Here is a 25,276-nt window from a genome sequence, read left to right on the forward strand (position 1 = left end):
GGCCAATCGCCAAATCTTTGTACAGTCGCTGAATTCGGAGATGAAATGAACTATAGCTTCACCGAACGCAAGCGAGTCCGTAAAAGCTTTGCTAAGCGAGTAAATAACCACCAGGTTCCGTACCTGATCGCAACGCAGCTGGAATCCTACGCTAAATTTTTACAGGCTGATAAGCCGGCAATGTCTCGTCTTACTGAGGGACTTCAAGCAGCCTTTACATCAGCATTCCCAATTGTGTCTAACAACGGCTATGCACGTATGGAATACGTGTCCTACCAGTTGTCACAACCACCGTTTGACGTCAAAGAATGTCAACAACGTGGTTACACATATCACTCAGCCTTACGCGCTAAAGTTCGCTTGATTATTTATGATCGCGAAGCGCCGACTAAGGTTAAAGAGGTAAAAGAGAGCGAAGTCTACATGGGTGAAATTCCACTCATGACAGAAAACGGCTCTTTTGTGATCAACGGTACTGAGCGCGTGATCGTTTCTCAGTTGCACCGTTCCCCAGGCGTGTTCTTTGAACATGACAAGGGCAAGACACATAGTTCCGGTAAGTTGCTATTCTCAGCACGCATCATTCCTTACCGTGGTTCATGGCTCGATTTCGAGTTTGATCCAAAAGATATTCTCTATTTCCGCGTTGACCGTCGTCGTAAGATGCCTGTCACTATTTTGCTCAAGGCAATTGGTTTAAACAACGAACAGATTCTTGCAAACTTCTTCAACTTCGATCATTTCTCATTGACCGCTAATGGCGCATCAATGGAATTTGTTCCTGAGCGTTTGCGTGGCCAGTTGGCCAACTTTGATGTGCTGGATAAGAATGGCGTAGTCGTCATTCAAAAAGACAAGCGTATTAATGCAAAGCATATTCGTGAACTCGAAGCTGCTAAAACAAAAACAATTGCTGTACCAGATGATTATTTAGTTGGTCGTGTCGTTGCGCGCAATATTGTTGATCCAGATTCTGGTGAAATCTTGGCTTACGCTAATGATGAAATCACTGAAGAGTTGTTGACTACATTGCGTGATGCAGGCATCAAGCAATTGGAAACCATCTACACCAATGATTTGGATTCTGGTGCGTATATTTCACAGACATTGCGTACTGATGAAACTGCTGATCAAACAGCAGCACGTATCGCCATCTACCGCATGATGCGTCCTGGTGAGCCTCCAACAGAAGATGCTGTTGAAGCCTTGTTCCAGCGCTTGTTCTACAGCGAAGATACATACGATCTATCTCGTGTTGGCCGTATGAAGGTTAACAGCCGTTTGAACCGTCCAGAAATGGAAGGCCCAATGGTTCTGTCAAACGAAGATATTCTTGACACCATTAAGTCCCTCGTAGATTTGCGTAACGGTAAAGGCGAAGTGGACGATATCGATCACTTAGGTAATCGTCGTGTACGTTGCGTTGGCGAATTGGCTGAAAACCAATTCCGTGCTGGTTTGTCACGTGTTGAGCGTGCGGTTAAAGAACGTCTCGGCCAAGCCGAAACAGAAAACCTCATGCCGCATGACTTGATTAACAGCAAGCCAATCTCATCTGCGATTCGTGAGTTCTTCGGTTCTTCACAGCTGTCCCAGTTTATGGACCAAACCAACCCACTTTCAGAAATCACGCACAAGCGTCGTATTTCTGCATTGGGGCCTGGTGGCTTGACCCGCGAGCGCGCAGGCTTCGAAGTGCGCGACGTGCATCCAACCCACTACGGACGTGTTTGCCCAATCGAAACTCCAGAAGGACCAAACATTGGTTTGATCAACTCACTCGCGCTATTTGCACGTTTGAATGAGCATGGTTTCTTAGAGACTCCATACCGTAAAGTTTCCAATAGCAAGGTAAGCGATGAAGTGGTTTACCTCTCTGCGATTGAAGAAGCTAAGTATGTCATTGCTCAGGCGAATGCAACGATCGACAAAAACGGTAAGTTGGCTGACGAATTGGTTTCTGCTCGTCAAGCTGGTGAAACCATGATGGTTAGCCCAGAGCGCATCGATTTCATCGACGTTGCTCCTAGCCAGATCGTTTCTGCCGCTGCCTCTCTTGTTCCATTCTTAGAGCACGATGATGCAAACCGTGCGTTGATGGGTGCGAACATGCAGCGTCAAGCAGTTCCTTGTCTGCGTCCAGATAAGCCATTAGTAGGTACAGGTTTAGAGCGTATTGTTGCCGTTGACTCTGGCACTGTTGTATTAGCAAACCGCGGCGGTATCGTGGACTACGTTGATGCAAACCGTGTTGTGATTCGTGTAAACGATGATGAAACTGCAGCTGGTGAAGTTGGTGTAGATATTTACAACCTCATCAAGTACACCCGTTCAAACCAAAACACCAATATCAATCAACGTCCAATCGTGAAGGTTGGTGATCGTGTTGCACGCGGCGACGTAGTTGCTGACGGCGCATCAACTGATTTGGGTGAATTGGCTTTGGGTCAAAACATGACTGTGGCATTTATGCCATGGAACGGTTACAACTTCGAAGATTCAATCTTGATCTCTGAAAAAGTTGTTGCTGATGACCGTTACACCTCTATTCATATTGAAGAGTTGTCGGTTGTTGCGCGTGATACCAAGCTGGGTTCAGAAGAAATTACTCGCGATATCTCCAACTTGGCAGAGTCACAACTCTCCCGTTTGGATGAGAGCGGTATCGTTTACATCGGTGCTGAAGTTGAAGCTGGTGACGTATTGGTTGGTAAAGTAACTCCAAAGGGTGAGACCACTCTCACGCCTGAAGAGAAGCTCCTCCGTGCGATCTTCGGTGAAAAAGCATCTGACGTTAAAGATACTTCTTTGCGCGTTCCATCAGGAATGATCGGTACTGTGATCGATGTTCAAGTCTTCACACGTGAAGGTATTGAGCGCGATGCACGTGCACAGTCCATTATTCAAGAAGAATTACAACGCTATCGTTTGGACTTAAACGACCAGTTGCGTATTGTTGAAGGCGATGCCTTCATGCGTTTAGAAAAGCTGTTGATTGGCAAAGTTGCTAACGGCGGCCCTAAGAAATTGGCTAAAGGCACAAAGATCGACAAGGAATACCTTGCTGATTTGGATAAATACCATTGGTTCGATGTTCGTCCTGCAGATGATGAAGTTGCCTCACAAGTAGAAGCAATTAAATCTTCTATTGAAGCGAAACGTAAACAGTTTGACGAAGCTTTTGAAGAGAAGCGCACCAAACTTACCCAGGGCGATGATTTACAGCCTGGCGTAACGAAGATGGTTAAGGTGTACTTGGCAGTGAAGCGTCGCTTGCAGCCTGGTGACAAGATGGCTGGTCGTCACGGTAATAAGGGCGTGGTTTCTAAAATCGCTCCTGCCGAAGATATGCCATTTATGGCTGACGGACGTCCAGTAGATATCGTCTTGAACCCATTGGGTGTTCCTTCCCGTATGAACGTTGGCCAGATTCTGGAAACCCACTTAGGTTGGGCTGCCCAAGGTATTGGTAAGCGTATCGACGAGATGGTTCGTGAACAAGCTAAGCAAGCTGAACTGCGTAAGTTCTTAAAACAGCTTTATAACGAAACCGGCCGCATTGAAGACATCGACAACTTCACTGATGAGCAAATTACTGTTTTGGCTGAAAATCTCCGCCAAGGCTTGCCATTTGCAACCCCAGTGTTTGACGGTGCTACTGAGGCGGAAATCGCACGTATGCTCGAGTTGGCATATCCAGAAGATGTTGCGACATCTTTGAAGATGACACCATCACGTCAGCAAATGATTCTGTGCGACGGCCGCACTGGCGATCAGTTTGAGCGTCCAGTAACTGTTGGCGTAATGCACGTCTTGAAACTCCACCACTTGGTTGATGACAAGATGCATGCTCGTTCAACTGGACCTTACTCTCTGGTAACGCAACAGCCATTGGGCGGTAAAGCCCAGTTTGGTGGTCAGCGCTTTGGTGAGATGGAAGTTTGGGCCCTCGAAGCATACGGCGCTTCATATGTCTTGCAGGAAATGCTGACAGTGAAGTCCGATGACGTCGCAGGCCGTACCAAGGTTTACGAAAACATCGTCAAGGGCGAGCACACGATTGATGCTGGCATGCCCGAATCCTTCAACGTGCTGGTAAAAGAAATCCGTTCGTTGGGTATTGACATTGACATGGAGCGCAACTGATATGAAAGCATTGCTCGATTTATTTAAGCAAACGCAGGGTGATGAGCAGTTTGATGTCATCAAGATTGGCCTTGCATCTCCTGAGAAGATTCGTTCATGGTCTTTTGGTGAAGTACGCAAACCTGAAACCATCAACTATCGGACTTTTAAGCCCGAGCGTGATGGTTTGTTCTGCGCCAAGATTTTTGGACCAACCAAAGACTACGAGTGCTTATGCGGCAAGTACAAACGCTTAAAGTTCCGTGGCGTCATCTGCGAGAAGTGCGGGGTTGAAGTAACCCTCGCCAAGGTACGTCGTGAGCGCATGGGCCACATTGAGTTGGCAGCCCCTGTAGCGCACATCTGGTTCTTGAAGTCCTTGCCATCCCGTTTGGGCATGGTTCTCGATATGACCTTACGTGATATCGAGCGCGTTCTTTACTTTGAAGCATATGTAGTGGTTGATCCTGGCATGACTCCTGAAGGCGCAATGAAGCGCGGTCAGATCATGTCTGAAGACGAATACATTGCCAAGACTGAGGAGTATGGTGATGGTGCATTTACAGCCATCATGGGCGCCGAAGGTATTCGTGATCTCTTGCGTTCGATTGATATCGATCGTGAAGTAGAGACCATTCGTGCTGAATTGAAAGCCACTGGTAGCGATGCCAAGATCAAGAAATACGCCAAGCGCTTAAAAGTGCTCGAGGCGTTCCAGACTTCAGGTATTAAGCCTGACTGGATGATCATGGAAGTATTGCCAGTATTGCCACCTGAATTGCGCCCATTGGTGCCATTGGATGGCGGTCGCTTTGCTACTTCTGATTTGAACGACCTCTATCGTCGTGTGATCAACCGTAACAACCGCTTGAAGCGTTTGTTAGAGTTGCGCGCACCAGAGATCATCGTTCGTAACGAAAAACGGATGTTGCAAGAAGCGGTTGACTCATTGCTCGACAACGGTCGTCGCGGTAAGGCTATGACTGGCGCTAATAAGCGTCCTCTCAAGTCCTTAGCTGAGATGATTAAAGGTAAGAGCGGTCGTTTCCGTCAAAACTTGTTGGGTAAACGGGTTGACTACTCTGGTCGTTCAGTCATCGTGGTTGGCCCTACATTGAAATTACATCAGTGCGGCTTACCAAAATTGATGGCTTTGGAATTATTCAAGCCATTCATTTTTAACAAGCTTGAGACTTTAGGAATTGCAACCACGATTAAGGCTGCGAAGAAAGAAGTTGAAAGCCAGACTCCAATCGTTTGGGACATTCTCGAAGAAGTCATTCGTGAACATCCAATCATGTTGAACCGTGCGCCTACATTGCACCGTCTCGGTATTCAGGCTTTCGAGCCAATGCTGATTGAAGGTAAAGCGATCCAATTGCACCCATTAGTCTGCGCGGCATTTAACGCTGACTTTGACGGTGACCAAATGGCGGTTCACGTTCCTTTGTCGCTCGAAGCGCAAATGGAAGCACGTACATTGATGTTGGCTTCGAATAACGTATTGTTCCCAGCTAACGGCGAACCATCAATCGTTCCTTCACAGGACGTGGTGTTGGGTCTGTACTACGCTACACGTGACAAGATCAACGGTAAAGGCGAAGGCATGGTTTTCGCCAACATTACTGAAGTAGTACGCGCATACGAAGCAGGTCAAGTCGAATTGGCTTCTCGTGTTGCAGTGCGTATTACTGAGTATGAGATCGTGGATAAGAAAGCAGAAGGCGATGCGCGTTTTGCTGAGAAGACCAAGATCTATCAAACATCAGTTGGCCGTGCCATCTTGTCTGAGATTTTGCCAAAAGGCATGTCTTTCGAGGAAATTAACAAGCCTTTGAAGAAAAAAGAGATCTCACGTTTGATCAACACATCATTCCGTAAGTGCGGTTTGCGTGAAACAGTGATTTTTGCTGACCGCCTCTTGCAGTCTGGTTTCCGTTTGGCAACAAATGCTGGTATCTCGGTTGCGATTGACGATATGTTGATCCCAAGCTCTAAAGAGCGCATCATCACCGAGGCTTCTGCCAAAGTTAAGGAGTATGACAAGCAGTTCATGTCAGGCCTCGTAACTAATCAAGAACGTTATAACAACGTGGTTGATATTTGGGGTGCCGCAGGCGACCAAGTTGGTAAGGCGATGATGGATGAGTTGTCACACGTTGACGTACTCGACCGTAACGGTAAGACTGTTCGTCAAGAATCCTTTAACTCCATCTACATGATGGCGGATTCTGGCGCACGTGGATCTGCAGCGCAGATTCGTCAGTTGGCTGGTATGCGTGGTTTGATGGCTAAGCCTGATGGCTCCATCATTGAAACCCCAATTACTGCGAACTTCCGTGAAGGTTTGAACGTATTGCAGTACTTCATCTCAACCCACGGTGCTCGTAAAGGTCTGGCTGATACCGCGTTGAAGACAGCGAACTCTGGTTACTTGACACGTCGTTTATGCGACGTAACTCAAGACCTCGTGGTGATTGAAGAAGATTGCGGCGCAACTTCTGGTGTAACGATGAAGGCGCTTGTTGAAGGCGGCGAAATTATCGAAGCATTGCGCGATCGTATTTTGGGTCGTGTATGTATCGGTGACATCGTTCATCCTGACACACAAGAAGTCATCGTTCCTAATGACACATTGCTCGACGAAGATCATGTTGATCAAATCGTGGCATTGGGTATCGATGAAGTTAAAGTTCGCACAGTATTGTCATGCTTAACTCGCTTTGGCTTGTGCGCTAAGTGCTACGGACGTGATCTCGGTCGCGGTGGTTTGGTGAACGTTGGTGAAGCAGTTGGTGTTATCGCTGCTCAGTCCATCGGTGAGCCAGGCACACAGTTGACTATGCGCACCTTCCACATTGGTGGTGCAGCGTCACGTGCCTTGGTTGCAAGCAATATTGAAGCTAAGTCTAACGGTGCTTTGAAGTTCTCCGGCACGATGCGTGTTGTGAAGAACGCGAAGGGTGAGCAGATCGTGATTTCACGTTCTGGTGAGGCCTTGATCGTTGATGAGAATGGTCGTGAGCGCGAGCGTCATAAAGTACCTTACGGTGCAACGCTCATGTTGAAAGAAGATGCAGCGGTTAAGGCTGGCGCAAGTTTAGCGACTTGGGATCCATTAACCCGCCCGATTATTTCTGAGTACGCTGGTATTGCTCGCTTCGATAACGTTGAAGAAGGCGTGACCGTTGCTAAGCAGGTTGACGAAGTGACTGGTCTTTCCACCTTGGTGGTAATTGACGGTAAGCGTCGTTCTGCAGCAAGCAAAGGCGTTCGCCCAATGATCAACTTAGTTGATGACAAGGGTAACGAAGTCATGATCGCTGGTACTGATCATCCGGTAAACATTGGCCTCCAAGTAGGTGCTTTGATTACAGTTAAAGATGGTCAGAAAGTTGAAGTCGGTGAAGTATTGGCTCGTATTCCAATCGAATCACAGAAGACTCGCGACATTACCGGTGGTTTGCCACGCGTTGCAGAATTGTTCGAAGCTCGTTCACCTAAAGACGCAGCTGTCTTGGCAAAAGTGACTGGAACAGTTTCCTTTGGTAAAGAAACCAAAGGTAAACAACGTTTGGTCATTACCGATATGGATGGCGAAGCTAATGAATTCTTGATTCCTAAAGAGAAGCAAGTTCTCGTTCATGATGGTCAAGTTGTGAACAAGGGTGAGATGATTGTGGAAGGCCCTGCTGATCCACATGACATCTTGACTCTCAAAGGCATCGAAGAGTTAGCAATTTACATCGTTGACGAAGTTCAAGACGTTTATCGTCTCCAAGGTGTGAAGATCAATGACAAGCACATTGAAGTCATCGTGCGTCAGATGTTGCGTCGTGTTCAGGTGACTGATCCAGGCGATACATCCTTCATTACTGGTGAGCAGGTTGAGCGTTCTAAGCTGTATGACGCAAACGATGCCGTGATTGCCCAAGGTAAGCACCCAGCTCAGTTCGATAACGTGTTGCTCGGTATTACTAAGGCATCCTTGTCGACTGACAGCTTCATTTCAGCGGCTTCTTTCCAAGAAACCACCCGTGTATTGACCGAAGCCGCAATTATGGGCAAGACCGATACACTCCGTGGCCTCAAGGAAAACGTCATTATTGGTCGCTTGATCCCTGCTGGTACCGGCTTGTCTTACCGCCGTGCACGCAAGGTCAGAGAGCAATTTGAACGTGATCGCGCTCAAATGATCGCTGCCGAAGAAGAGGCAATGGCTAGCATGCCTGTAGAAATTGAGGCTGAAGTCGTCGCTCCTGCTGGGGAGGCGGATCCGAGCTAATTTGGTAATTCTGGCCAGAAATGGCCAGTTTTTTCCTTCGAGGTTGACGGAAAAGGCTGGCCAAGCTAGAATGCTTAGTTCTACTGATTCAGAAGAAGGTCTTTTTGACCTAGAAATACTCTAAGTCATTGATTTTCTTGAAGAAAGCAACAAAGAAGTACTAACCGAGCTATTTTATGCCAACAATTAATCAATTATTACGCAAGCCAAGAACAAGGCTTACCGTTAAAAGCAAGAGCCCTGCGCTGCAAAACAGTCCGCAGCGCCGTGGTGTATGTACACGTGTGTACACAACCACTCCTAAAAAGCCTAACTCTGCGCTGCGTAAAGTAGCTAAAGTTCGCTTAACCAATGGTTTTGAAGTGATTTCATACATTGGCGGTGAAGGTCATAACCTCCAGGAACACTCAGTTGTGTTGATCCGCGGTGGTCGTGTAAAGGACTTGCCAGGTGTGCGTTACCACATCGTTCGCGGTTCTTTGGACTTGCAAGGTGTTAAAGATCGTAAGCAAGCCCGTTCTAAGTACGGTGCCAAGCGCGCTAAGAAAGCTGCTTAATTTTTTAATAATTAAGCGGTAAAAGTTTTTGCAGTAAGTCATTTTTGCCAGACTTTAAAGGCAAGTAAGTGGTTGTTCCGTCTGGGAATTTTCTTGGATAGTAGGGCAACCGGAGTGGGTGATTCAAGTGAAGCACCCCTAACTGAACTGAAGGAGTAGTTATGCCACGTCGTCGTGAAGTTCCCAAACGGGAAATTTTGCCGGATCCAAAATTCGGCAATGTAGAAGTCGCTAAATTCATGAACGTCCTCATGTTGGACGGTAAGAAATCGGTTGCAGAGCGTATCGTTTACGGTGCCTTTGATCACATCGAGAAAAAAGCAAATAAAGAACCACTCGAAATTTTTTCAACAGCCATGGGCAACGTTAAGCCAATGGTTGAGGTAAAGAGCCGTCGTGTTGGTGGTGCTAACTATCAAGTTCCAGTTGAAGTTCGTCCATCACGTCGTTCCGCTTTGGCAATGCGCTGGTTGCGCGAAGCCGCTAAGAAGCGTGGCGAGAAATCGATGGCTCAACGTTTGGCCAATGAATTATTAGAAGCTGCAGAAGGTCGCGGCGGAGCAATGAAGAAGCGTGAAGAAGTTCACCGTATGGCAGAAGCTAACAAAGCTTTCTCACATTTCCGCTTCTAATCGAATAGTCAAGAAAAGGCATAAACAGTGGCACGTAAAACCCCCATCGACAAATACCGCAACATCGGTATTTCTGCGCACATTGACGCAGGTAAGACAACAACTACAGAACGCGTTTTGTTCTACACCGGTGTTAACCACAAAATCGGTGAAGTGCATGATGGCGCGGCTACCATGGACTGGATGGAGCAAGAGCAAGAGCGTGGTATCACGATTACTTCCGCTGCTACAACCACTTTCTGGAAGGGTATGGCAGGCAATATGCCTGAGCACCGTATCAACATTATTGATACCCCAGGACACGTAGACTTCACGATTGAAGTTGAGCGTTCAATGCGCGTTTTGGATGGTGCTTGCATGGTTTACTGTGCGGTAGGCGGTGTACAGCCACAATCTGAAACTGTTTGGCGTCAAGCGAACAAGTATCAAGTTCCCCGTTTGGCATTCGTAAACAAGATGGACCGTACTGGTGCGAATTTCTTCAAGGTCTATGACCAGATGAAGACTCGCCTCAAAGCGAACCCAATCTTGATTCAAATTCCAATCGGCGCCGAAGAAAACTTCAAAGGCGTTGTGGATTTGGTGAAGATGAAGGCCATCTATTGGGATGAGGCTTCACAGGGCACCAAGTTTACCTACGAAGACATTCCTGCAGAGTTGCAAGCTTCCGCTGAAGAGTGGCGCGAGAAGATGCTCGAAGCTGCTGCAGAGAGTTCAGAAGAATTGATGGAAAAATATCTCGGCGGCGAAGGCTTGACCGAAGACGAAATTAAAGCAGCATTGCGTCAACGTACTATCGCCAATGAAATCGTTCCAATGTTGTGCGGAACTGCGTTTAAGAACAAAGGCGTTCAGGCGATGTTGGATGCGGTGGTTGAGTTGTTGCCATCCCCATTAGATGTGCCACCAGTTCCTTGTGAATTGGAAGACGGTACCCCTGCAGAACGTAAAGCTGCTGATGATGAGAAATTCTCTGCATTGGCATTTAAGATCATGACTGACCCATTTGTTGGTCAGCTCATCTTCTTCCGCGTTTACTCAGGCGTAATGAAGTCTGGAGACACTATCTACAACCCAATCAAGGGCAAGAAAGAGCGTGTTGGCCGTTTGTTGCAGATGCATGCAAACCAACGTGAAGAAATTAAAGAAGTTTATGCAGGCGATATCGCTGCTGCAGTTGGTCTGAAAGACGCAACTACTGGCGAAACATTGTGTGATCCAGATAGTATTGTGATTTTGGAGCGCATGGTATTCCCAGAGCCAGTGATCTCTCAAGCAGTTGAGCCAAAGACAAAAGCCGACCAAGAAAAAATGGGTCTTGCTTTGAATCGCTTGGCACAAGAAGATCCATCTTTCCGTGTAAAGACTGATGAAGAATCAGGCCAAACTATTATTTCCGGTATGGGCGAGCTCCACTTGGAAATTTTGGTTGACCGCATGAAGCGTGAGTTCAGCGTTGAAGCAACTGTTGGTAAGCCACAAGTTGCTTATCGTGAAACGATTCGCAAGGTTTGCGAAGAGATTGAAGGTAAGTTCGTTAAGCAGTCTGGTGGTCGTGGTCAATACGGTCACGTGGTATTGAAGTTAGAGCCACAAGCCCCAGGCAAAGGTTTTGAATTCGTTGACGCAATTAAGGGTGGTGTGGTTCCACGTGAATACATCCCTGCAGTTGAAAAAGGCATTATCGAAACATTGAACTCTGGTATTTTGGCTGGTTATCCAGTGGTAGATATCAAAGCGACATTGTTCTTCGGTTCATACCATGACGTTGACTCTAACGAAAACGCATTTAAGATGGCAGGCTCAATGGCGTTCAAGGACGGTATGCGTAAAGCATCTCCGGTGTTGCTTGAGCCAATGATGGCTGTTGAAGTAGAAACACCAGAAGATTTCATGGGCAACGTAATGGGCGACCTCTCATCACGTCGCGGTATTTTGCAAGGTATGGATGACATTCCAGGCGGCGGCAAGATTGTTCGCGCTGAAGTGCCATTGGCAGAGATGTTTGGTTACTCAACTGGCTTACGCTCGTTGACCCAAGGTCGCGCTACTTACACCATGGAATTTAAGCATTATTCCGAAGCACCAAAGAACGTTGCTGAAGCAGTCATGGCTGCTAAAGCGAAGTAATTTATCCACATTAATTTTGAATATTGACTAGCTAAAGAAGGCAGACAAAAATGGCAAAAGAAAAGTTCGAGCGGACAAAACCGCACGTAAACGTAGGCACCATCGGTCACGTTGACCACGGTAAAACGACTTTGACAGCAGCAATCGCAACCGTGCTCTCAAAAGCATTTGGTGGCGAAGCTAAAGCATACGATCAGATCGATGCTGCTCCAGAAGAAAAAGCCCGCGGTATTACGATTAATACAGCGCACGTTGAGTATGAGACAGCGAATCGTCACTACGCTCACGTAGATTGCCCAGGACATGCTGACTACGTTAAGAACATGATTACTGGTGCTGCGCAGATGGACGGCGCAATTTTAGTTTGCTCTGCTGCTGACGGCCCAATGCCACAAACGCGTGAGCACATCCTCTTGGCACGCCAAGTTGGTGTTCCTTACATCATCGTATTTTTGAACAAGTGCGATATGGTGGATGATGCTGAGTTGTTAGAACTCGTAGAAATGGAAGTTCGTGAACTTCTGTCTAAATACGACTTCCCAGGCGATGACACACCAATCGTGCAAGGTTCTGCGAAGTTAGCCCTTGAAGGCGACGAAGGTCCATTGGGTAAAGAAGCCATCATGAAGTTGGCTGAAGCATTGGACTCTTATATCCCAACTCCAGAGCGTGCTATTGATGGCGCGTTCTTGATGCCAGTAGAAGACGTGTTCTCTATCTCCGGTCGCGGCACTGTAGTGACTGGTCGTATTGAGCGCGGTATCGTTAAAGTAGGCGAAGAGATCGAAATCATCGGTATCAAGCCAACACTCAAGACTACTTGTACTGGTGTTGAAATGTTCCGCAAATTGCTCGACCAAGGTCAAGCAGGCGATAACGTTGGTATCTTATTGCGCGGTACAAAACGTGAAGAAGTTGAGCGCGGCCAAGTATTGGCTAAGCCAGGTTCAATCACTCCACATACTCACTTTACAGCCGAGGTTTATATCTTGGGTAAAGACGAAGGTGGTCGTCATACTCCGTTCTTTAACAACTATCGTCCCCAGTTCTACTTCCGTACAACGGACGTAACAGGTTCAATCGAGTTGCCAAAAGACAAAGAGATGGTGATGCCTGGTGATAACGTCACCATTACCGTCAAACTCATCGCTCCAATCGCGATGGAAGAAGGTTTACGTTTTGCGATCCGTGAAGGTGGCCGTACTGTTGGCGCCGGCGTGGTTGCAAAGATTTTGGCTTAAGGAAGTAGAAGTAAATAACATTTAGCGGTTTGCTAACCGGTGACATCAGTGCTGCTGATGTCACCGTGCTCTTTAGATGTATAACGTGGCAGCACCACATCGCTCTTTGGAATTAATATGCAAAACCAAAAAATTCGTATTCGCCTTAAAGCATTTGATTACCGTCTGATCGATCAGTCTGCAGCTGAAATCGTTGATACAGCTAAGCGCACTGGCGCAGTTGTGAAGGGCCCAGTACCTTTGCCAACTCGTATCGAGCGTTTTGACATCTTGCGTTCACCACACGTGAACAAGACATCCCGTGATCAGTTGGAGATCCGTACCCATCTTCGCTTGATGGATATCGTTGATCCTACAGAGAAAACTGTAGATGCTTTGATGAAATTAGACCTCCCAGCAGGTGTGGACGTCGAAATTAAGTTGCAATAATTGGTTGTTTCTAGTCTTTTTGCTTGTCAAGACTGGTTTTTCAGGATAGAATCTAAGGCTTCGCTCAATTATTTGGGCGAAAACCATAGTTTTAGCAGCATGTAAAACGTTGTAAGTTATTGATTTAGAAGTACTTTTACTTGTAAATCACTTAAATTAATTTTGCCGACCAATCGAAGTCGGCGTGGAGCATGAATATGAGCTTAGGCTTAATCGGCCGCAAGGTCGGCATGACCCGTCTATTTACGGACGAAGGGGATTCAATTCCTGTGACCGTAATCGACGTGAGCGACAACAGAGTCGCTCAAATCAAGACCCAGGCAACTGATGGCTATGATGCTATCCAGTTGGCGCATGGCACACGTAGAGCTACTCGCGTTACTAAGGCAATGGCTGGTCACTTCGCTAAAGCTGGTGTGATGGCTGGTAACGGGCTGAACGAATTCCAATTAGACGCAGCAAAAATTGCAGAAATGACACCAGGACAAGTTATTCCTGCTGACACTGCATTTACTGCTGGTCAAAAAGTGGACGTGCAAGGCGTGTCTATTGGTAAAGGTTACGCAGGTACTATCAAGCGTTACCACTTTGCTTCTGGTCGCGCATCACACGGTAACTCTAGATCACACAACGTACCAGGTTCTATTGGTATGGCACAAGATCCAGGTCGTGTTTTCCCAGGTAAGCGCATGACTGGCCACCTTGGTGACGTTACCCGTACTGTCCAAAATTTAGTCATCGCACGCATTGATGCAGAACGTAATCTCATCATGGTTAAAGGCGCTATTCCAGGTGCCCCAGGCGGTAAAGTGATTGTTACTCCAGCGGTGAAAACACCGTTGAAGAAGAAATAAGGAGAGCGAATATGGAACTTAAGCTTCTCCAAGATAACGGTACTTTAGGTGCAGGCGTTCAAGCTTCACCAGAAGTATTCGAACGTGAATATAACGAAGCATTGGTACACCAAGTTGTAGTGGCCTACCAAGCAAATGCACGTAGCGGTAACCGTGCACAAAAAGACCGTGAGCAAGTTAAGCACACAACCAAGAAGCCTTGGCGTCAAAAAGGTACTGGTCGTGCACGTGCTGGTATGAGCTCTTCCCCGCTGTGGCGTGGAGGTGGTCGTATATTCCCGAATTCTCCTGAAGAGAATTTCAGCCAAAAAGTAAATAAGAAAATGTACCGCGCTGGTATGAGATCTATTTTGTCTCAGTTAGCCCGCGAAGGTCGTTTGAATGTAGTTGATCAATTTTCTCTTGACGCTCCAAAGACTAAAGTTTTAGCTGACAAAGTGAAAGCAATGGGCTTGGATTCAGTCTTGATCATCGTTGATCAGGTTAGCGAGAATTTATACTTGGCATCACGTAACTTGCATAAAGTTGCCGTGGTTGAGCCACAGCACGCTGATCCATTAGCTTTGGTTCAATACAAAAAAGTATTGGTAAGCAAAGCTGCGATCGCAAAAATTGAGGAGTTGCTGAAATGAGCCAAGTCCGTAAAAATGATCACAACCTGATGAAGGTTCTGCTTGGTCCGGTTATCTCTGAAAAAGCCACTATGGTTGCAGAGAAAAACGAACAAGTAGTTTTCCAAGTTGCTCGCGATGCAAACAAGACCGATGTAAAACAAGCAGTTGAATTGCTCTTTAAAGTGCAAGTTGACTCTGTTCAAATCGTGAATCAAAAAGGTAAGCCTAAGCGCTATGGCCGTTTTGAAGGTCGTCGTGACCACACTAAGAAGGCCTATGTGAATTTGAAACCAGGTCAAGAAATTAACTTTGAAGCGGAGGCGAATTAATCATGCCTTTGATGAAGACAAAACCGACCTCACCAGGTCGTCGCTCAATGGTCAAGGTGGTCAATCCTGACCTCCATAAAGGCAAGCCTTTTGCACCATTGTTAGAGCCACAGTTTCAAAAAGCGGGCCGTAACAATAACGGTCACATCACTACCCGTCACAAAGGTGGTGGTCATAAGCATCACTATCGTGTTGTTGACTTTAAACGCAACGACAAAGATGGTATTCCAGCAAAAGTTGAGCGCTTGGAATACGATCCAAACCGCAGTGCAAATATTGCATTGATCGTGTTTGCGGATGGTGAGCGCCGCTACATTCCTGCTGCTAAAGGTATGACTGTTGGTCAAGCCATCATGAATGGTTCTGAAGCGCCAATCAAATCTGGTAATAACTTGCCAATTCGCAATATTCCAGTTGGTAGCACGATTCACTGTGTTGAAATCCTCCCAGGTAAAGGTGCACAAGTTGCCCGTTCCGCTGGTGGTTCAGCAGTATTGTTAGCTCGTGAGGGCGTATACGCTCAAGTGCGTTTGCGTTCTGGTGAAGTTCGCCGTGTTCTGATTGAGTGCCGCGCCACTATTGGTGAAGTTGGTAATGAAGAGCACAGCTTGCGTCAAATTGGTAAAGCAGGTGCAAATCGCTGGCGTGGTATTCGCCCAACCGTTCGCGGTGTGGCAATGAACCCAGTAGATCACCCACACGGTGGTGGTGAAGGTAGAACTGGCGAAGGCCGTGTACCTGTATCTCCATGGGGTACTCCAACCAAAGGTTATCGCACACGTCGCAATAAGCGCACAACTTCGATGATCGTTCAACGTCGTCAAAAACGTTAAGCGATAAGGATAAATAGATATGACACGTTCAGCTAAAAAAGGCCCATTCTGCGACGCCAGCTTAGTAAAAAAAGTTGAAGTTGCACAAGCCAACAAAGACAAAAAGCCGATCAAAACTTGGTCACGCCGTTCAACAATTCTTCCAGACTTTATTGGTCTGACAATTGCTGTTCACAACGGTCGTCAACACGTTCCGGTTTATGTATCAGAAAACATGGTGGGTCATAAGTTAGGCGAATTTGCCTTGACCCGTACTTTCAAAGGTCACGCTGCTGACAAGAAAGTTGTGAAGAAGTAAGGGGATGATGATGGAAGTTAAAGCTATTCACAAGAGCGCCCGCATTTCTGCGCAAAAGACACGTTTGGTCGCTGACCAAATTCGTGGTTTGCCGATTGCTCGCGCATTAAACATTTTGAATTTCAGCCCCAAAAAAGCTGCCTTCATTGTGAAAAAAGTAGTTGAATCAGCGATTGCAAATGCTGAACACAATAAAGGCGCTGACATTGATGAGCTCAAGGTATCAGCAGTAATCGTTGATAAAGGTACATCCTTGAAGCGCTTCACTGCACGTGCTAAGGGTCGTGGCAATCAAATCGAAAAACAAACTTGTCACATTAGCGTGACCTTGAGTAACTAAGGAAAGATATGGGCCAAAAGATTAACCCCACCGGATTCCGACTCGCGGTAACGAAGAATTGGACATCACGTTGGTATGCAAACAATACTGACTTTGCAAAGATGCTCAAAGAGGACGTAGATGTCCGTAGCTATTTGAAGAAGAAGTTGAAGAATGCATCCGTTAGTAAAGTTGTAATCGAGCGTCCTGCTAAGAACGCACGTATTACTATCTATAGCTCACGTCCAGGCGTTGTAATTGGTAAAAAAGGCGAAGACATTGAAGTTCTCCGCCGTGAATTGCAAAAGCGTATGGGTGTTCCAGTTCACGTGAACATTGAAGAAATTCGTAAGCCGGAAGTTGACGCGCAATTGATCGCTGACTCTATTACTCAACAGTTAGAGAAGCGCATCATGTTCCGTCGTGCGATGAAGCGGGCAATGCAAAGCGCCATGCGTCTTGGCGCACAAGGTATCAAGATCATGTCTTCAGGTCGTTTGAACGGTGCAGAAATTGCTCGTCGCGAATGGTACCGTGAGGGTCGTGTTCCACTTCATACATTGAAGGCTGATATCGATTACGCAACATCAGAAGCAGAAACAACATACGGCATCATCGGTGTAAAAGTTTGGGTTTATAAAGGTGACACATTAGGTCGCGGTGCAGAAGCTCAAGTAGCCGCTCCATCTGCTGAACCTGCTGCCGAAGAAAAGAAAACTCGTCGCGCACCAAGCAAGACAGCGGCTCGTAAACCAGCTGCTGCCACAGACAAGCCATTAGTTGCTGCCAAACCAGCAGTGAAGCGTGTTCGTAAGGTTGAAACACCTGCCGCAGATACGCAGAAGTCAGGAGAGTAAGCATGCTACAACCAAAGCGTCGTAAGTATCGTAAGGAACAAAAAGGCCGTAACACTGGCGTGGCAACACGCGGTAGTTCTGTAGCCTTTGGTGACTTTGGATTGAAGGCCGTTGGCCGTGGCCGTCTGACTGCTCGTCAAATTGAGTCAGCACGTCGCGCAATGACCCGTCACATTAAACGTGGTGGCCGTATTTGGATTCGTATTTTCCCAGATAAGCCAATTTCACAAAAACCTGCTGAAGTACGTATGGGTAACGGTAAAGGTAATCCAGAGTACTACGTAGCTGAAATTCAACCAGGCAAAGTGCTTTACGAGATGGACGGTGTAGATGAGACTTTGGCGCGCGAAGCTTTCAAGCTTGCTGCTGCTAAGTTACCTTTGCAGACCACTTTCGTGATTCGCCACTTAGGTTGATCGGGATAGAGATTATGAAAAATAAAGAATTAGCATCTAAAGATCTGAATGGCTTAAATGCAGAATTAACAGAGCTCTTAAAGACCAACTTTAAGCTCCGTATGCAAAAGGGCACTCAGCAACTCACTAATACCAGCCAATTGGGTAAAACTAAGCGCGATATCGCTCGTGTAAAGACTTTTATTGCCCAAAAGACTGCACAGAAATAAGGAAAAAGGGATATGACAGAATTATCTAAACCCTTGCGCCGCACCCTAGTGGGCCGCGTTGTTAGCGACAAAATGCAGAAAACTGTGACCGTGTTGGTTGAGCGTCAAGTGAAGCATCCCGTGATTGGTAAGTACGTTGGCCAGTCCAAAAAGTACCATGCACATGACGAAGCTGGCACATACAAGATGGGTGATACCGTTGAAATTGCTGAATCAAAGCCAATTTCACGTACTAAATCTTGGGTTGTGACCCGTTTGGTTGAGGCCTCTAAAGGTATTTAAGTATTTTTTAGGGGATTTGGCGAAATATCTTCCCAAATCCCTGTTTTACGTAGTAGAATAGAAGGCTTCTCTGGTTTTATTGGAGAAGCAGTGTTTTTCATTAATTCCGGGTTTTAGCTTTCGTTAAAGCCCATAGACGGAACCAAGACTGTTTGCCTTTGGCTAATAAGTTGGGGATTAGAAATGATACAAACCGAAAGTAGATTGCAGGTCGCCGATAACACAGGCGCCAGTGAAGTTTTGTGCATCAAGGTATTGGGCGGCTCTAAGCGTCGTTACGCCAGTATCGGTGATGTCATCAAAGTCAGCGTTAAGTCAGCTGCTCCACGTGGCCGTGTAAAAAAAGGTGATATTTATAACGCTGTTGTAGTGAGAACAGCTAAGGGTGTTCGCCGTCCAGACGGTTCATTGATTAAGTTCGATGCAAACGCTGCGGTATTGCTCAACGCTAAGTTAGAGCCAATTGGCACACGTATCTTCGGACCAGTAACACGCGAATTGCGTACTGAGAAGTTCATGAAGATCGTTTCTCTCGCCCCCGAAGTGATTTAAGAGGCTGATATGAAAAAGATTCGTAAAGGTGATTCCGTAGTTCTGTTGACTGGCCGCGATAAAGGCAAGCAAGGAACTGTAACGGCCGTTCTCGAGAACAAATTAGTGATCGAAGGCGTAAATATTTATAAAAAGAGCGTTAAGCCAAACCCAGCTGCAGGTGTAACCGGCGGCATGATTGACAAGACTATGCCTGTTCACATTTCTAATGTGGCTTTGGTTGACGGTAACGGTAAACCATCACGTGTTGGTATCAAACTCGTAGATGGCAAAAAGCAACGTTTCCTCAAAACCACTGGCGCAACTTTAAGCGCATAAGGGGCACGGAGAAATTATGAGCACACGTTTCCAAGAACATTACCAAGCAAAAGTCGTTGCTGATTTGATCGCCAAATTTGGCTACAAGTCTGTAATGGAAGTTCCACGTATTACTAAAGTAACCCTGAACATGGGCCTCGGTGATGCAGTGAACGACAAGAAAATTATTGAAAATGCAGTAGGCGATTTAACTAAAGTTGCGGGTCAAAAGCCAGTTGTAACTAAAGCTAAAAAAGCGATTGCGGGTTTCAAAATTCGTCAAGGCTACCCAATCGGCGCCATGGTGACATTGCGTGGTCAACGCATGTATGAATTTTTAGACCGTTTTGTGACTGTTGCATTGCCACGAGTACGTGACTTCCGCGGTATTTCTGGTAAAGCATTTGATGGCCGTGGTAACTACAACATCGGCGTTAAAGAACAGATCATTTTCCCTGAAATTGAATACGACAAGATTGATGCCCTCCGTGGTCTCAATATCAGTATTACGACGACTGCTAAAACCGACGAAGAAGCAAAAGCTTTGTTGGCAGCATTCAAATTCCCTTTCCGCAATTAAGAGGCTAACGTGGCAAAACTATCCCTAATTGAGCGCGAGAATAAGCGCGCTAAAACTGTAGAGAAGTACGCTGCCAAGCGTGCTGAACTGAAAGCGATCATTGCTGATCAATCACGCAGCGATGAAGAGCGCTATGAAGCTCGCTTGAAACTACAGGCACTTCCACGTAACGCAAGCCCGATTCGTCAAAGAAATCGTTGTTCATTAACCGGTCGCCCACGTGGCACATTCCGCAAGTTCGGTTTGGCTCGTAGCAAGATTCGTGAAATCGCCTTCCGTGGCGAAATCCCCGGTTTAACCAAGGCCAGCTGGTAAGCGGCGAAAGAATTAGGAGAACTCATGAGTATCAGCGATCCAATCGCCGACATGTTGACCCGGATCCGCAATGCGCAAGCAGTGCAGAAGCCACTAGTCACTATGCCGTCGTCAAAAGTAAAAGTAGCCATCGCAAAAGTTTTGCAAGATGAAGGCTATATCGAAAGTTTCGAAATCAAAGGTGAAGCAGCTAAGCCAGTGCTCCACATTGATCTCAAATACTATGCAGGCCGCCCTGTTATTGAGCGTATTGACCGTGTATCTACACCAAGTCTACGTATCTATAAAGGCCGTCATGACATTCCAGAAGTAATGAATGGCTTGGGCATTGCAATTATTTCAACCCCTCAAGGCGTAATGACCGACCGTAAAGCACGTGCAACAGGCGTGGGCGGCGAAGTTATTTGCTACGTAGCTTAAGGAGCGAAATATGTCCCGCGTAGGTAAATCACCAATTACAGTTCCTAAAGGAGCTGAAATCAGCATCAATGGTGCAAACATTACTGTTAAAGGCCCATTAGGCACATTGACACATAACTTGCATCCGACTGTTGGTTTGAAACAGGAAGATGGCGTATTGACAGTGGTTGTAAACAGCGACTCACCAGAAGCTGGTGCACAGTCAGGTACAGCACGCGCTTTGGTAAACAACATGGTTGTTGGCGTAACTACTGGCTTTGAGCGCAAGCTCAGCTTGGTAGGCGTTGGTTATCGTGCTGCTGCTCAAGGCGAAACATTGAAGTTGCAGTTAGGTTTCTCACACGACATTATTTACAACCTACCAAAGGGTGTAAAAGCGGAGACTCCAACTCAAACTGAAATCATTATTAAAGGTTCCAACAAGCAGCAAGTTGGCCAGGTCGCAGCTGAAGTTCGCGCCTATCGTTCACCAGAGCCATACAAAGGTAAGGGTGTTCGCTACGTGGATGAGGTTGTGCATCTGAAAGAAACTAAGAAGAAGTAAGCGAGATTAGAAAATGAATAAAGACGAATCCAGACAAAGACGTGCTCGGCAGACTCGCATTCGCATTGCCGAAGCATTGGCAAATCGCTTAACAGTTATCCGTAGCAATTCACATATTTCTGCTCAGGTATATAGCCCATGTGGAACAAAAGTTGTTGCAGCTGCTTCAACTATGGAAAAAGAATTGCGCCAAGCGATCAAAAACGGCGGCAACGCTGATGCGGCTAAACAAATCGGCAAGTTGGTTGCTGAGCGCGCTGTTAAGGCAGGCATTGTTGATGTTGCTTTTGACCGTTCCGGTCATCGTTACCACGGCCGTATTAAGGCCTTAGCTGAAGCTGCGCGTGAAGCCGGCCTGAAGTTCTAAAAGGGTTTAGGAAAAAACATGGCAAAAATGCAAACTAAGATGCAAAACGAAGAGCGTGATGATGGTCTTCGCGAGAAGATGATCGCTGTTAATCGTGTAACTAAAGTGGTTAAGGGTGGCCGTATTCTCGGTTTCGCTGCACTTACTGTAGTTGGCGATGGCGATGGCCGCATCGGTATGGGTAAAGGCAAATCAAAAGAAGTTCCAGTTGCCGTTCAAAAAGCAATGGATGAAGCTCGTCGCAAGATGATCAAGGTTTCCTTACGTAAGGGCACCTTACAGCACACTGTTACTGGTCAGCATGGCGCGTCACGCGTTTTGATTTCTCCAGCTAAAGACGGTACTGGAATTATTGCTGGCGGCCCAATGCGCGCGATTTTCGACGTAATGGGCGTAACGAACGTTGTTGCTAAGTCACTTGGGTCTACAAACCCTTACAACTTGGTTCGAGCAACGATTGATGGTTTGAGCAAGATGAGTACTCCTGCTGAGATTGCTGCTAAGCGCGGCAAGTCAGTCGAAGAGATTCTCGGCTAAGACTAAAGATTAGGAATCTACAAATGACAACATCTAACTCCAAAGTCAAACTGCAATTAGTTCGCAGCTTGATTGGCACACGCGAAAGCCACCGTGCAACTGTACGTGGTTTAGGCCTAGGTCGTATCAATTCAGTTTCTGAATTGGAAGATACACCAGCGGTTCGCGGCATGATTAATAAAGTTTCTTATCTAGTTAAAGTTGTTGGCTAACTAGCAAGTAAATAGGCGAAGAATATGGAACTCAATACACTCAAGCCCGCAGAGGGCTCCAAGAAAAACCGTCGTCGCGTAGGTCGCGGCATTGGTTCTGGTCTTGGTAAAACTGCTGGCCGTGGTCACAAAGGTCAAAAATCCCGTTCTGGCGGATTCCACAAAGTGGGCTTCGAAGGCGGTCAGATGCCGATGTACCGTCGTTTGCCAAAACGTGGATTCGTGTCTTTGACACGTCGTCACGTTGGCCAAATTACCTTGAATGACTTAGCCAAAATCAATCTGCCAGAAGTGGACTTGTTGGTTTTGAAAGCGCATGGTTTTGCTGGTGAGCAAATCAATGCTGTGAAGGTTGTGAAGACTGGCGAACTCAAGATTGCTGTAACCCTCAAAGGTATTACAGCTACCGCTGGCGCTAAAGCAGCTATTGAAGCAGCTGGCGGCAAATTGGTTGAGTTGGCTTAATAGAATCTTTTATTCAATATGGCATTAGCACCTACCAATAACACAAGTACTGCAACAGGAGGCAAGTTTGGCGAATTACGTCAACGCTTGATTTTCTTGGTGCTGGCTTTGCTCGTGTTCCGTTTAGGTGCTCATATTCCTGTTCCAGGCATTGATCCAGACCAATTGGCGCAGTTATTTGCTGGTCAAAAAGACGGTATCTTGGGAATGTTTAACCTATTCTCAGGCGGTGCTTTATCTCGCTTCACCGTTTTTGCTTTGGGAATCATGCCTTACATTTCTGCATCAATCATCATGCAGCTAATGACGATTGTTGTGCCTTCACTCGAGTCTTTGAAAAAAGAAGGCCAAGCTGGTCAGCGCAAAATTACCCAGTACACCCGTTATGGCACTGTATTCTTGGCTACTTTCCAGGCTTTAGGAATTTCTGTTGCCCTGCAAGCACAGCCAGGTTTAGTAGTGCATCCAGGCTTGATGTTTGAATTGAATACAGTGGTTACTTTAGTTACTGGCACCATGTTCTTGATGTGGCTTGGTGAGCAAATTACTGAGCGTGGTTTGGGTAACGGTATCTCCATCATTATTTTCGGCGGTATTGTTTCTGGCCTGCCAAATGCATTGGCTAGTCTGTTAGAGTTGGTGCGTACCGGGTCAATGAACATTGTTTCTGCACTATTGATCGTTGTGATTTGCGTAGCAGTGACTTATTTTGTGGTGTTTGTAGAGCGTGGTCAGCGCCGTATCTTGGTGAACTACGCTAAGCGTCAAGTTGGCAACAAGATCTATGGCGGTCAGTCCTCTTATTTCCCATTGAAGTTAAATATGGCAGGCGTTATTCCTCCTATTTTTGCTTCTTCTATTATTTTGTTCCCTGCAACGATTGCTGGCTGGTTTACATCCGGTGAGCCAAGAAATATTTTTAGTCGCATCATTAAAGATTTGGCAGCTACTTTGGCCCCAGGTCAGCCTGTGTACACCATTTTGTATGCTGCAGCGATTATTTTCTTCTGCTTTTTCTATACCGCCTTGGTATTTAACAGCCGTGAAACAGCAGATAACTTGAAAAAGAGTGGCGCATTTGTTCCAGGAATTCGTCCCGGTGATCAGACGGCGCGTTACATCGACAAGATCTTGGTGCGTTTGACTTTGGCTGGTGCAATTTATATGGTTTTGGTTTGCTTGTTGCCAGAATTCTTAGTGTTGAAGTACAACGTGCCGTTTTATTTCGGTGGTACTTCACTGTTGATTATTGTTGTTGTTGCGATGGATTTTATGGCTCAAGTTCAGTCATATGTCATGCAGCAACAGTACGGCTCTTTGATGAAAAAAGCCAACTTTAAGATGGGCGCCTAACTGAATGTCTAAAGACGATGTAATTCAGATGGCGGGGGAAGTTGTAGAGAATTTGCCGAATGCGATGTTTCGCGTGAAGCTTGAAAACGGACATGTGGTTCTAGGGCACATTTCCGGAAAGATGCGGATGCATTACATCCGTATTTTGCCGGGAGATAAGGTAACAGTGGAGATGACTCCTTACGACCTTACGCGCGCCAGAATCATTTTCCGAGCGAAGTAAAGATTAAGTAGTACCTATTTTTAAGAGGTGAGTTATGAAAGTTTTAGCATCCGTTAAGTGTATTTGCAGAAATTGCAAGATCATTAAGCGCAAACGCGTTGTGCGCGTGATCTGTTCTTCAGATGCACGTCATAAGCAGCGTCAAGGCTGATCTGGTTAATTAAGAGGAAATCTCATGGCACGTATCGCTGGGGTAAATATCCCAAATCATCAACATACTGTTATCGGTTTAACAGCAATTTTTGGAATTGGCACAACTCGTGCACGCAAAATTTGTGAAACCACAGGTGTTGCTATCGACAAAAAAGTAAAAGACCTGACTGACGGCGACTTAGAAAAGTTGCGTGATGAAGTTGGTAAGTTCATTACCGAAGGTGACCTTCGTCGTGAAGTAACTATGAGCATCAAGCGTTTGATGGACTTGGGTTGCTATCGTGGCGTGCGCCATCGTAAGGGCTTGCCTGTTCGTGGTCAACGTACTAAGACGAATGCGCGTACCCGTAAGGGCCCACGTAAGTCTGGCATCGCACTGAAGAAATAATCAAGAAAGTTTATTGACATGGCAAAACAACAATCCGCTTCCGCTGCTTCACAGCGCGCTCGCAAGAAGGTTAAAAAGAACGTTGCTGACGGCATCGCACACGTTCATGCTTCTTTTAACAACACCATTATTACGATCACTGATCGTCAAGGAAATGCGCTTTCATGGGCAACTTCTGGCGGTCAGGGCTTCAAAGGCTCACGTAAATCAACGCCATTTGCTGCTCAGGTAGCTGCAGAGGTTGCTGGTAAAGCTGCTGTTGAATGCGGTATCAAGAATTTGGAAGTTCAGATCAAGGGCCCAGGTCCAGGTCGCGAATCTGCGGTTCGTGCATTGAACTCATTGGGTATCAAGATCACTGAGATTCAAGACGTTACCCCAGTTCCACACAATGGTTGCCGTCCTCCTAAGCGTCGTCGTATCTAAGCTAGGAAGTTGGTAGCACAAGTTTTGTAGTTTT

General features: G+C 46.4%; 32 protein-coding genes. All 32 read left to right on the top strand.

Annotated elements, in window-relative coordinates; genetic code table 11:
- Positions 1–45 precede the first annotated feature (45 nt).
- The 32 genes from rpoB (at position 46) to rpsK (ending at position 25,242) form a co-directional block, all read left to right on the top strand.
- A complete protein-coding gene (gene rpoB / locus C2757_RS00265; RefSeq protein ID WP_215374657.1) occupies positions 46–4,146 on the top strand; it encodes a DNA-directed RNA polymerase subunit beta in 4,101 nt (1,366 codons plus the stop codon).
- Position 4,147: 1 nt separating this feature from the next.
- Positions 4,148–8,410: a DNA-directed RNA polymerase subunit beta' gene (gene rpoC, locus C2757_RS00270; protein WP_215374659.1), complete on the top strand. Its 4,263-nt coding sequence runs from the start codon at positions 4,148–4,150 to the stop codon at positions 8,408–8,410.
- A 176-nt stretch (positions 8,411–8,586) separates the two neighbouring features.
- Complete coding sequence (gene rpsL / locus C2757_RS00275) at positions 8,587–8,967, top strand: 30S ribosomal protein S12 (RefSeq protein ID WP_068947691.1); 381 nt, start codon at positions 8,587–8,589, stop codon at positions 8,965–8,967.
- Positions 8,968–9,128: 161 nt separating this feature from the next.
- Complete coding sequence (gene rpsG / locus C2757_RS00280) at positions 9,129–9,599, top strand: 30S ribosomal protein S7 (protein ID WP_068320103.1); 471 nt, start codon at positions 9,129–9,131, stop codon at positions 9,597–9,599.
- A gap of 27 nt (positions 9,600–9,626) precedes the next feature.
- Positions 9,627–11,729 carry an elongation factor G gene (gene fusA / locus C2757_RS00285; RefSeq protein WP_215374662.1) on the top strand — a complete coding sequence of 701 codons (2,103 nt, stop codon included), beginning with the start codon at positions 9,627–9,629 and terminating at the stop codon, positions 11,727–11,729.
- Positions 11,730–11,779: 50 nt separating this feature from the next.
- On the top strand, positions 11,780–12,970 hold the full coding sequence (tuf, locus tag C2757_RS00290) for an elongation factor Tu (RefSeq protein WP_215374647.1): 1,191 nt from the start codon (positions 11,780–11,782) through the stop codon (positions 12,968–12,970).
- Between the two features lie 117 nt (positions 12,971–13,087).
- Positions 13,088–13,399: a 30S ribosomal protein S10 gene (gene rpsJ / locus C2757_RS00295; protein WP_011901899.1), complete on the top strand. Its 312-nt coding sequence runs from the start codon at positions 13,088–13,090 to the stop codon at positions 13,397–13,399.
- Positions 13,400–13,596: 197 nt separating this feature from the next.
- Positions 13,597–14,253 (top strand): 50S ribosomal protein L3, encoded by a 657-nt coding sequence (rplC, locus tag C2757_RS00300; protein ID WP_215376702.1) that lies wholly within the window; start codon positions 13,597–13,599, stop codon positions 14,251–14,253.
- A gap of 11 nt (positions 14,254–14,264) precedes the next feature.
- Positions 14,265–14,885, top strand: coding sequence for a 50S ribosomal protein L4 (gene rplD / locus C2757_RS00305; protein ID WP_215374664.1), 621 nt, complete (start codon positions 14,265–14,267; stop codon positions 14,883–14,885).
- A complete protein-coding gene (rplW, locus tag C2757_RS00310; RefSeq protein ID WP_215374667.1) occupies positions 14,882–15,196 on the top strand; it encodes a 50S ribosomal protein L23 in 315 nt (104 codons plus the stop codon). The genes rplD and rplW overlap by 4 nt, the downstream gene beginning before the upstream one ends.
- Before the next feature lie 2 nt (positions 15,197–15,198).
- On the top strand, positions 15,199–16,029 hold the full coding sequence (gene rplB / locus C2757_RS00315) for a 50S ribosomal protein L2 (RefSeq protein WP_068947694.1): 831 nt from the start codon (positions 15,199–15,201) through the stop codon (positions 16,027–16,029).
- Between the two features lie 19 nt (positions 16,030–16,048).
- The gene (gene rpsS, locus C2757_RS00320; RefSeq protein WP_087908800.1) at positions 16,049–16,327 is read left to right on the top strand and encodes a 30S ribosomal protein S19; all 279 of its coding nucleotides are present in this window, start codon (positions 16,049–16,051) and stop codon (positions 16,325–16,327) included.
- Between the two features lie 7 nt (positions 16,328–16,334).
- Entirely contained in the window at positions 16,335–16,667 is a 333-nt protein-coding gene (gene rplV / locus C2757_RS00325) for a 50S ribosomal protein L22 (RefSeq protein WP_215358374.1), read from the top strand.
- Positions 16,668–16,675: 8 nt separating this feature from the next.
- The gene (gene rpsC / locus C2757_RS00330; protein ID WP_215374669.1) at positions 16,676–17,503 is read left to right on the top strand and encodes a 30S ribosomal protein S3; all 828 of its coding nucleotides are present in this window, start codon (positions 16,676–16,678) and stop codon (positions 17,501–17,503) included.
- 2 nt (positions 17,504–17,505) lie between these two features.
- Entirely contained in the window at positions 17,506–17,919 is a 414-nt protein-coding gene (rplP, locus tag C2757_RS00335; protein ID WP_071464443.1) for a 50S ribosomal protein L16, read from the top strand.
- Positions 17,920–17,933: 14 nt separating this feature from the next.
- Entirely contained in the window at positions 17,934–18,128 is a 195-nt protein-coding gene (gene rpmC, locus C2757_RS00340; protein ID WP_215374672.1) for a 50S ribosomal protein L29, read from the top strand.
- Between the two features lie 12 nt (positions 18,129–18,140).
- Positions 18,141–18,410, top strand: a complete 270-nt coding sequence (rpsQ, locus tag C2757_RS00345; protein WP_011901909.1) for a 30S ribosomal protein S17 — start codon at positions 18,141–18,143, stop codon at positions 18,408–18,410.
- A 183-nt stretch (positions 18,411–18,593) separates the two neighbouring features.
- Positions 18,594–18,962, top strand: a complete 369-nt coding sequence (rplN, locus tag C2757_RS00350) for a 50S ribosomal protein L14 (RefSeq protein WP_011901910.1) — start codon at positions 18,594–18,596, stop codon at positions 18,960–18,962.
- 9 nt (positions 18,963–18,971) lie between these two features.
- The gene (rplX, locus tag C2757_RS00355; protein WP_015420242.1) at positions 18,972–19,280 is read left to right on the top strand and encodes a 50S ribosomal protein L24; all 309 of its coding nucleotides are present in this window, start codon (positions 18,972–18,974) and stop codon (positions 19,278–19,280) included.
- Between the two features lie 16 nt (positions 19,281–19,296).
- Positions 19,297–19,839 (top strand): 50S ribosomal protein L5, encoded by a 543-nt coding sequence (rplE, locus tag C2757_RS00360; protein WP_015420243.1) that lies wholly within the window; start codon positions 19,297–19,299, stop codon positions 19,837–19,839.
- A 9-nt stretch (positions 19,840–19,848) separates the two neighbouring features.
- Positions 19,849–20,154, top strand: a complete 306-nt coding sequence (rpsN, locus tag C2757_RS00365) for a 30S ribosomal protein S14 (protein WP_071464445.1) — start codon at positions 19,849–19,851, stop codon at positions 20,152–20,154.
- Between the two features lie 24 nt (positions 20,155–20,178).
- On the top strand, positions 20,179–20,574 hold the full coding sequence (rpsH, locus tag C2757_RS00370; protein WP_068947700.1) for a 30S ribosomal protein S8: 396 nt from the start codon (positions 20,179–20,181) through the stop codon (positions 20,572–20,574).
- Between the two features lie 10 nt (positions 20,575–20,584).
- Complete coding sequence (gene rplF, locus C2757_RS00375) at positions 20,585–21,118, top strand: 50S ribosomal protein L6 (RefSeq protein ID WP_215374674.1); 534 nt, start codon at positions 20,585–20,587, stop codon at positions 21,116–21,118.
- Positions 21,119–21,131: 13 nt separating this feature from the next.
- On the top strand, positions 21,132–21,485 hold the full coding sequence (gene rplR / locus C2757_RS00380) for a 50S ribosomal protein L18 (protein WP_215374677.1): 354 nt from the start codon (positions 21,132–21,134) through the stop codon (positions 21,483–21,485).
- A gap of 18 nt (positions 21,486–21,503) precedes the next feature.
- Positions 21,504–22,022, top strand: a complete 519-nt coding sequence (rpsE, locus tag C2757_RS00385) for a 30S ribosomal protein S5 (RefSeq protein ID WP_068947703.1) — start codon at positions 21,504–21,506, stop codon at positions 22,020–22,022.
- A gap of 23 nt (positions 22,023–22,045) precedes the next feature.
- A complete protein-coding gene (gene rpmD / locus C2757_RS00390) occupies positions 22,046–22,234 on the top strand; it encodes a 50S ribosomal protein L30 (RefSeq protein ID WP_215374680.1) in 189 nt (62 codons plus the stop codon).
- Positions 22,235–22,258: 24 nt separating this feature from the next.
- Entirely contained in the window at positions 22,259–22,699 is a 441-nt protein-coding gene (gene rplO, locus C2757_RS00395) for a 50S ribosomal protein L15 (protein WP_215374683.1), read from the top strand.
- Positions 22,700–22,717: 18 nt separating this feature from the next.
- Entirely contained in the window at positions 22,718–24,052 is a 1,335-nt protein-coding gene (gene secY / locus C2757_RS00400) for a preprotein translocase subunit SecY (protein ID WP_215374686.1), read from the top strand.
- A gap of 4 nt (positions 24,053–24,056) precedes the next feature.
- On the top strand, positions 24,057–24,275 hold the full coding sequence (gene infA, locus C2757_RS00405; protein WP_068320132.1) for a translation initiation factor IF-1: 219 nt from the start codon (positions 24,057–24,059) through the stop codon (positions 24,273–24,275).
- A gap of 34 nt (positions 24,276–24,309) precedes the next feature.
- A complete protein-coding gene (rpmJ, locus tag C2757_RS00410; RefSeq protein WP_012357167.1) occupies positions 24,310–24,426 on the top strand; it encodes a 50S ribosomal protein L36 in 117 nt (38 codons plus the stop codon).
- Positions 24,427–24,450: 24 nt separating this feature from the next.
- Positions 24,451–24,816, top strand: coding sequence for a 30S ribosomal protein S13 (gene rpsM / locus C2757_RS00415; protein ID WP_215374689.1), 366 nt, complete (start codon positions 24,451–24,453; stop codon positions 24,814–24,816).
- Positions 24,817–24,834: 18 nt separating this feature from the next.
- Complete coding sequence (rpsK, locus tag C2757_RS00420; RefSeq protein ID WP_011901923.1) at positions 24,835–25,242, top strand: 30S ribosomal protein S11; 408 nt, start codon at positions 24,835–24,837, stop codon at positions 25,240–25,242.
- Positions 25,243–25,276 lie beyond the last annotated feature (34 nt).

It is taken from the genome of Polynucleobacter sp. MWH-Svant-W18, assembly GCF_018687495.1.
Lineage (GTDB): Bacteria > Pseudomonadota > Gammaproteobacteria > Burkholderiales > Burkholderiaceae > Polynucleobacter.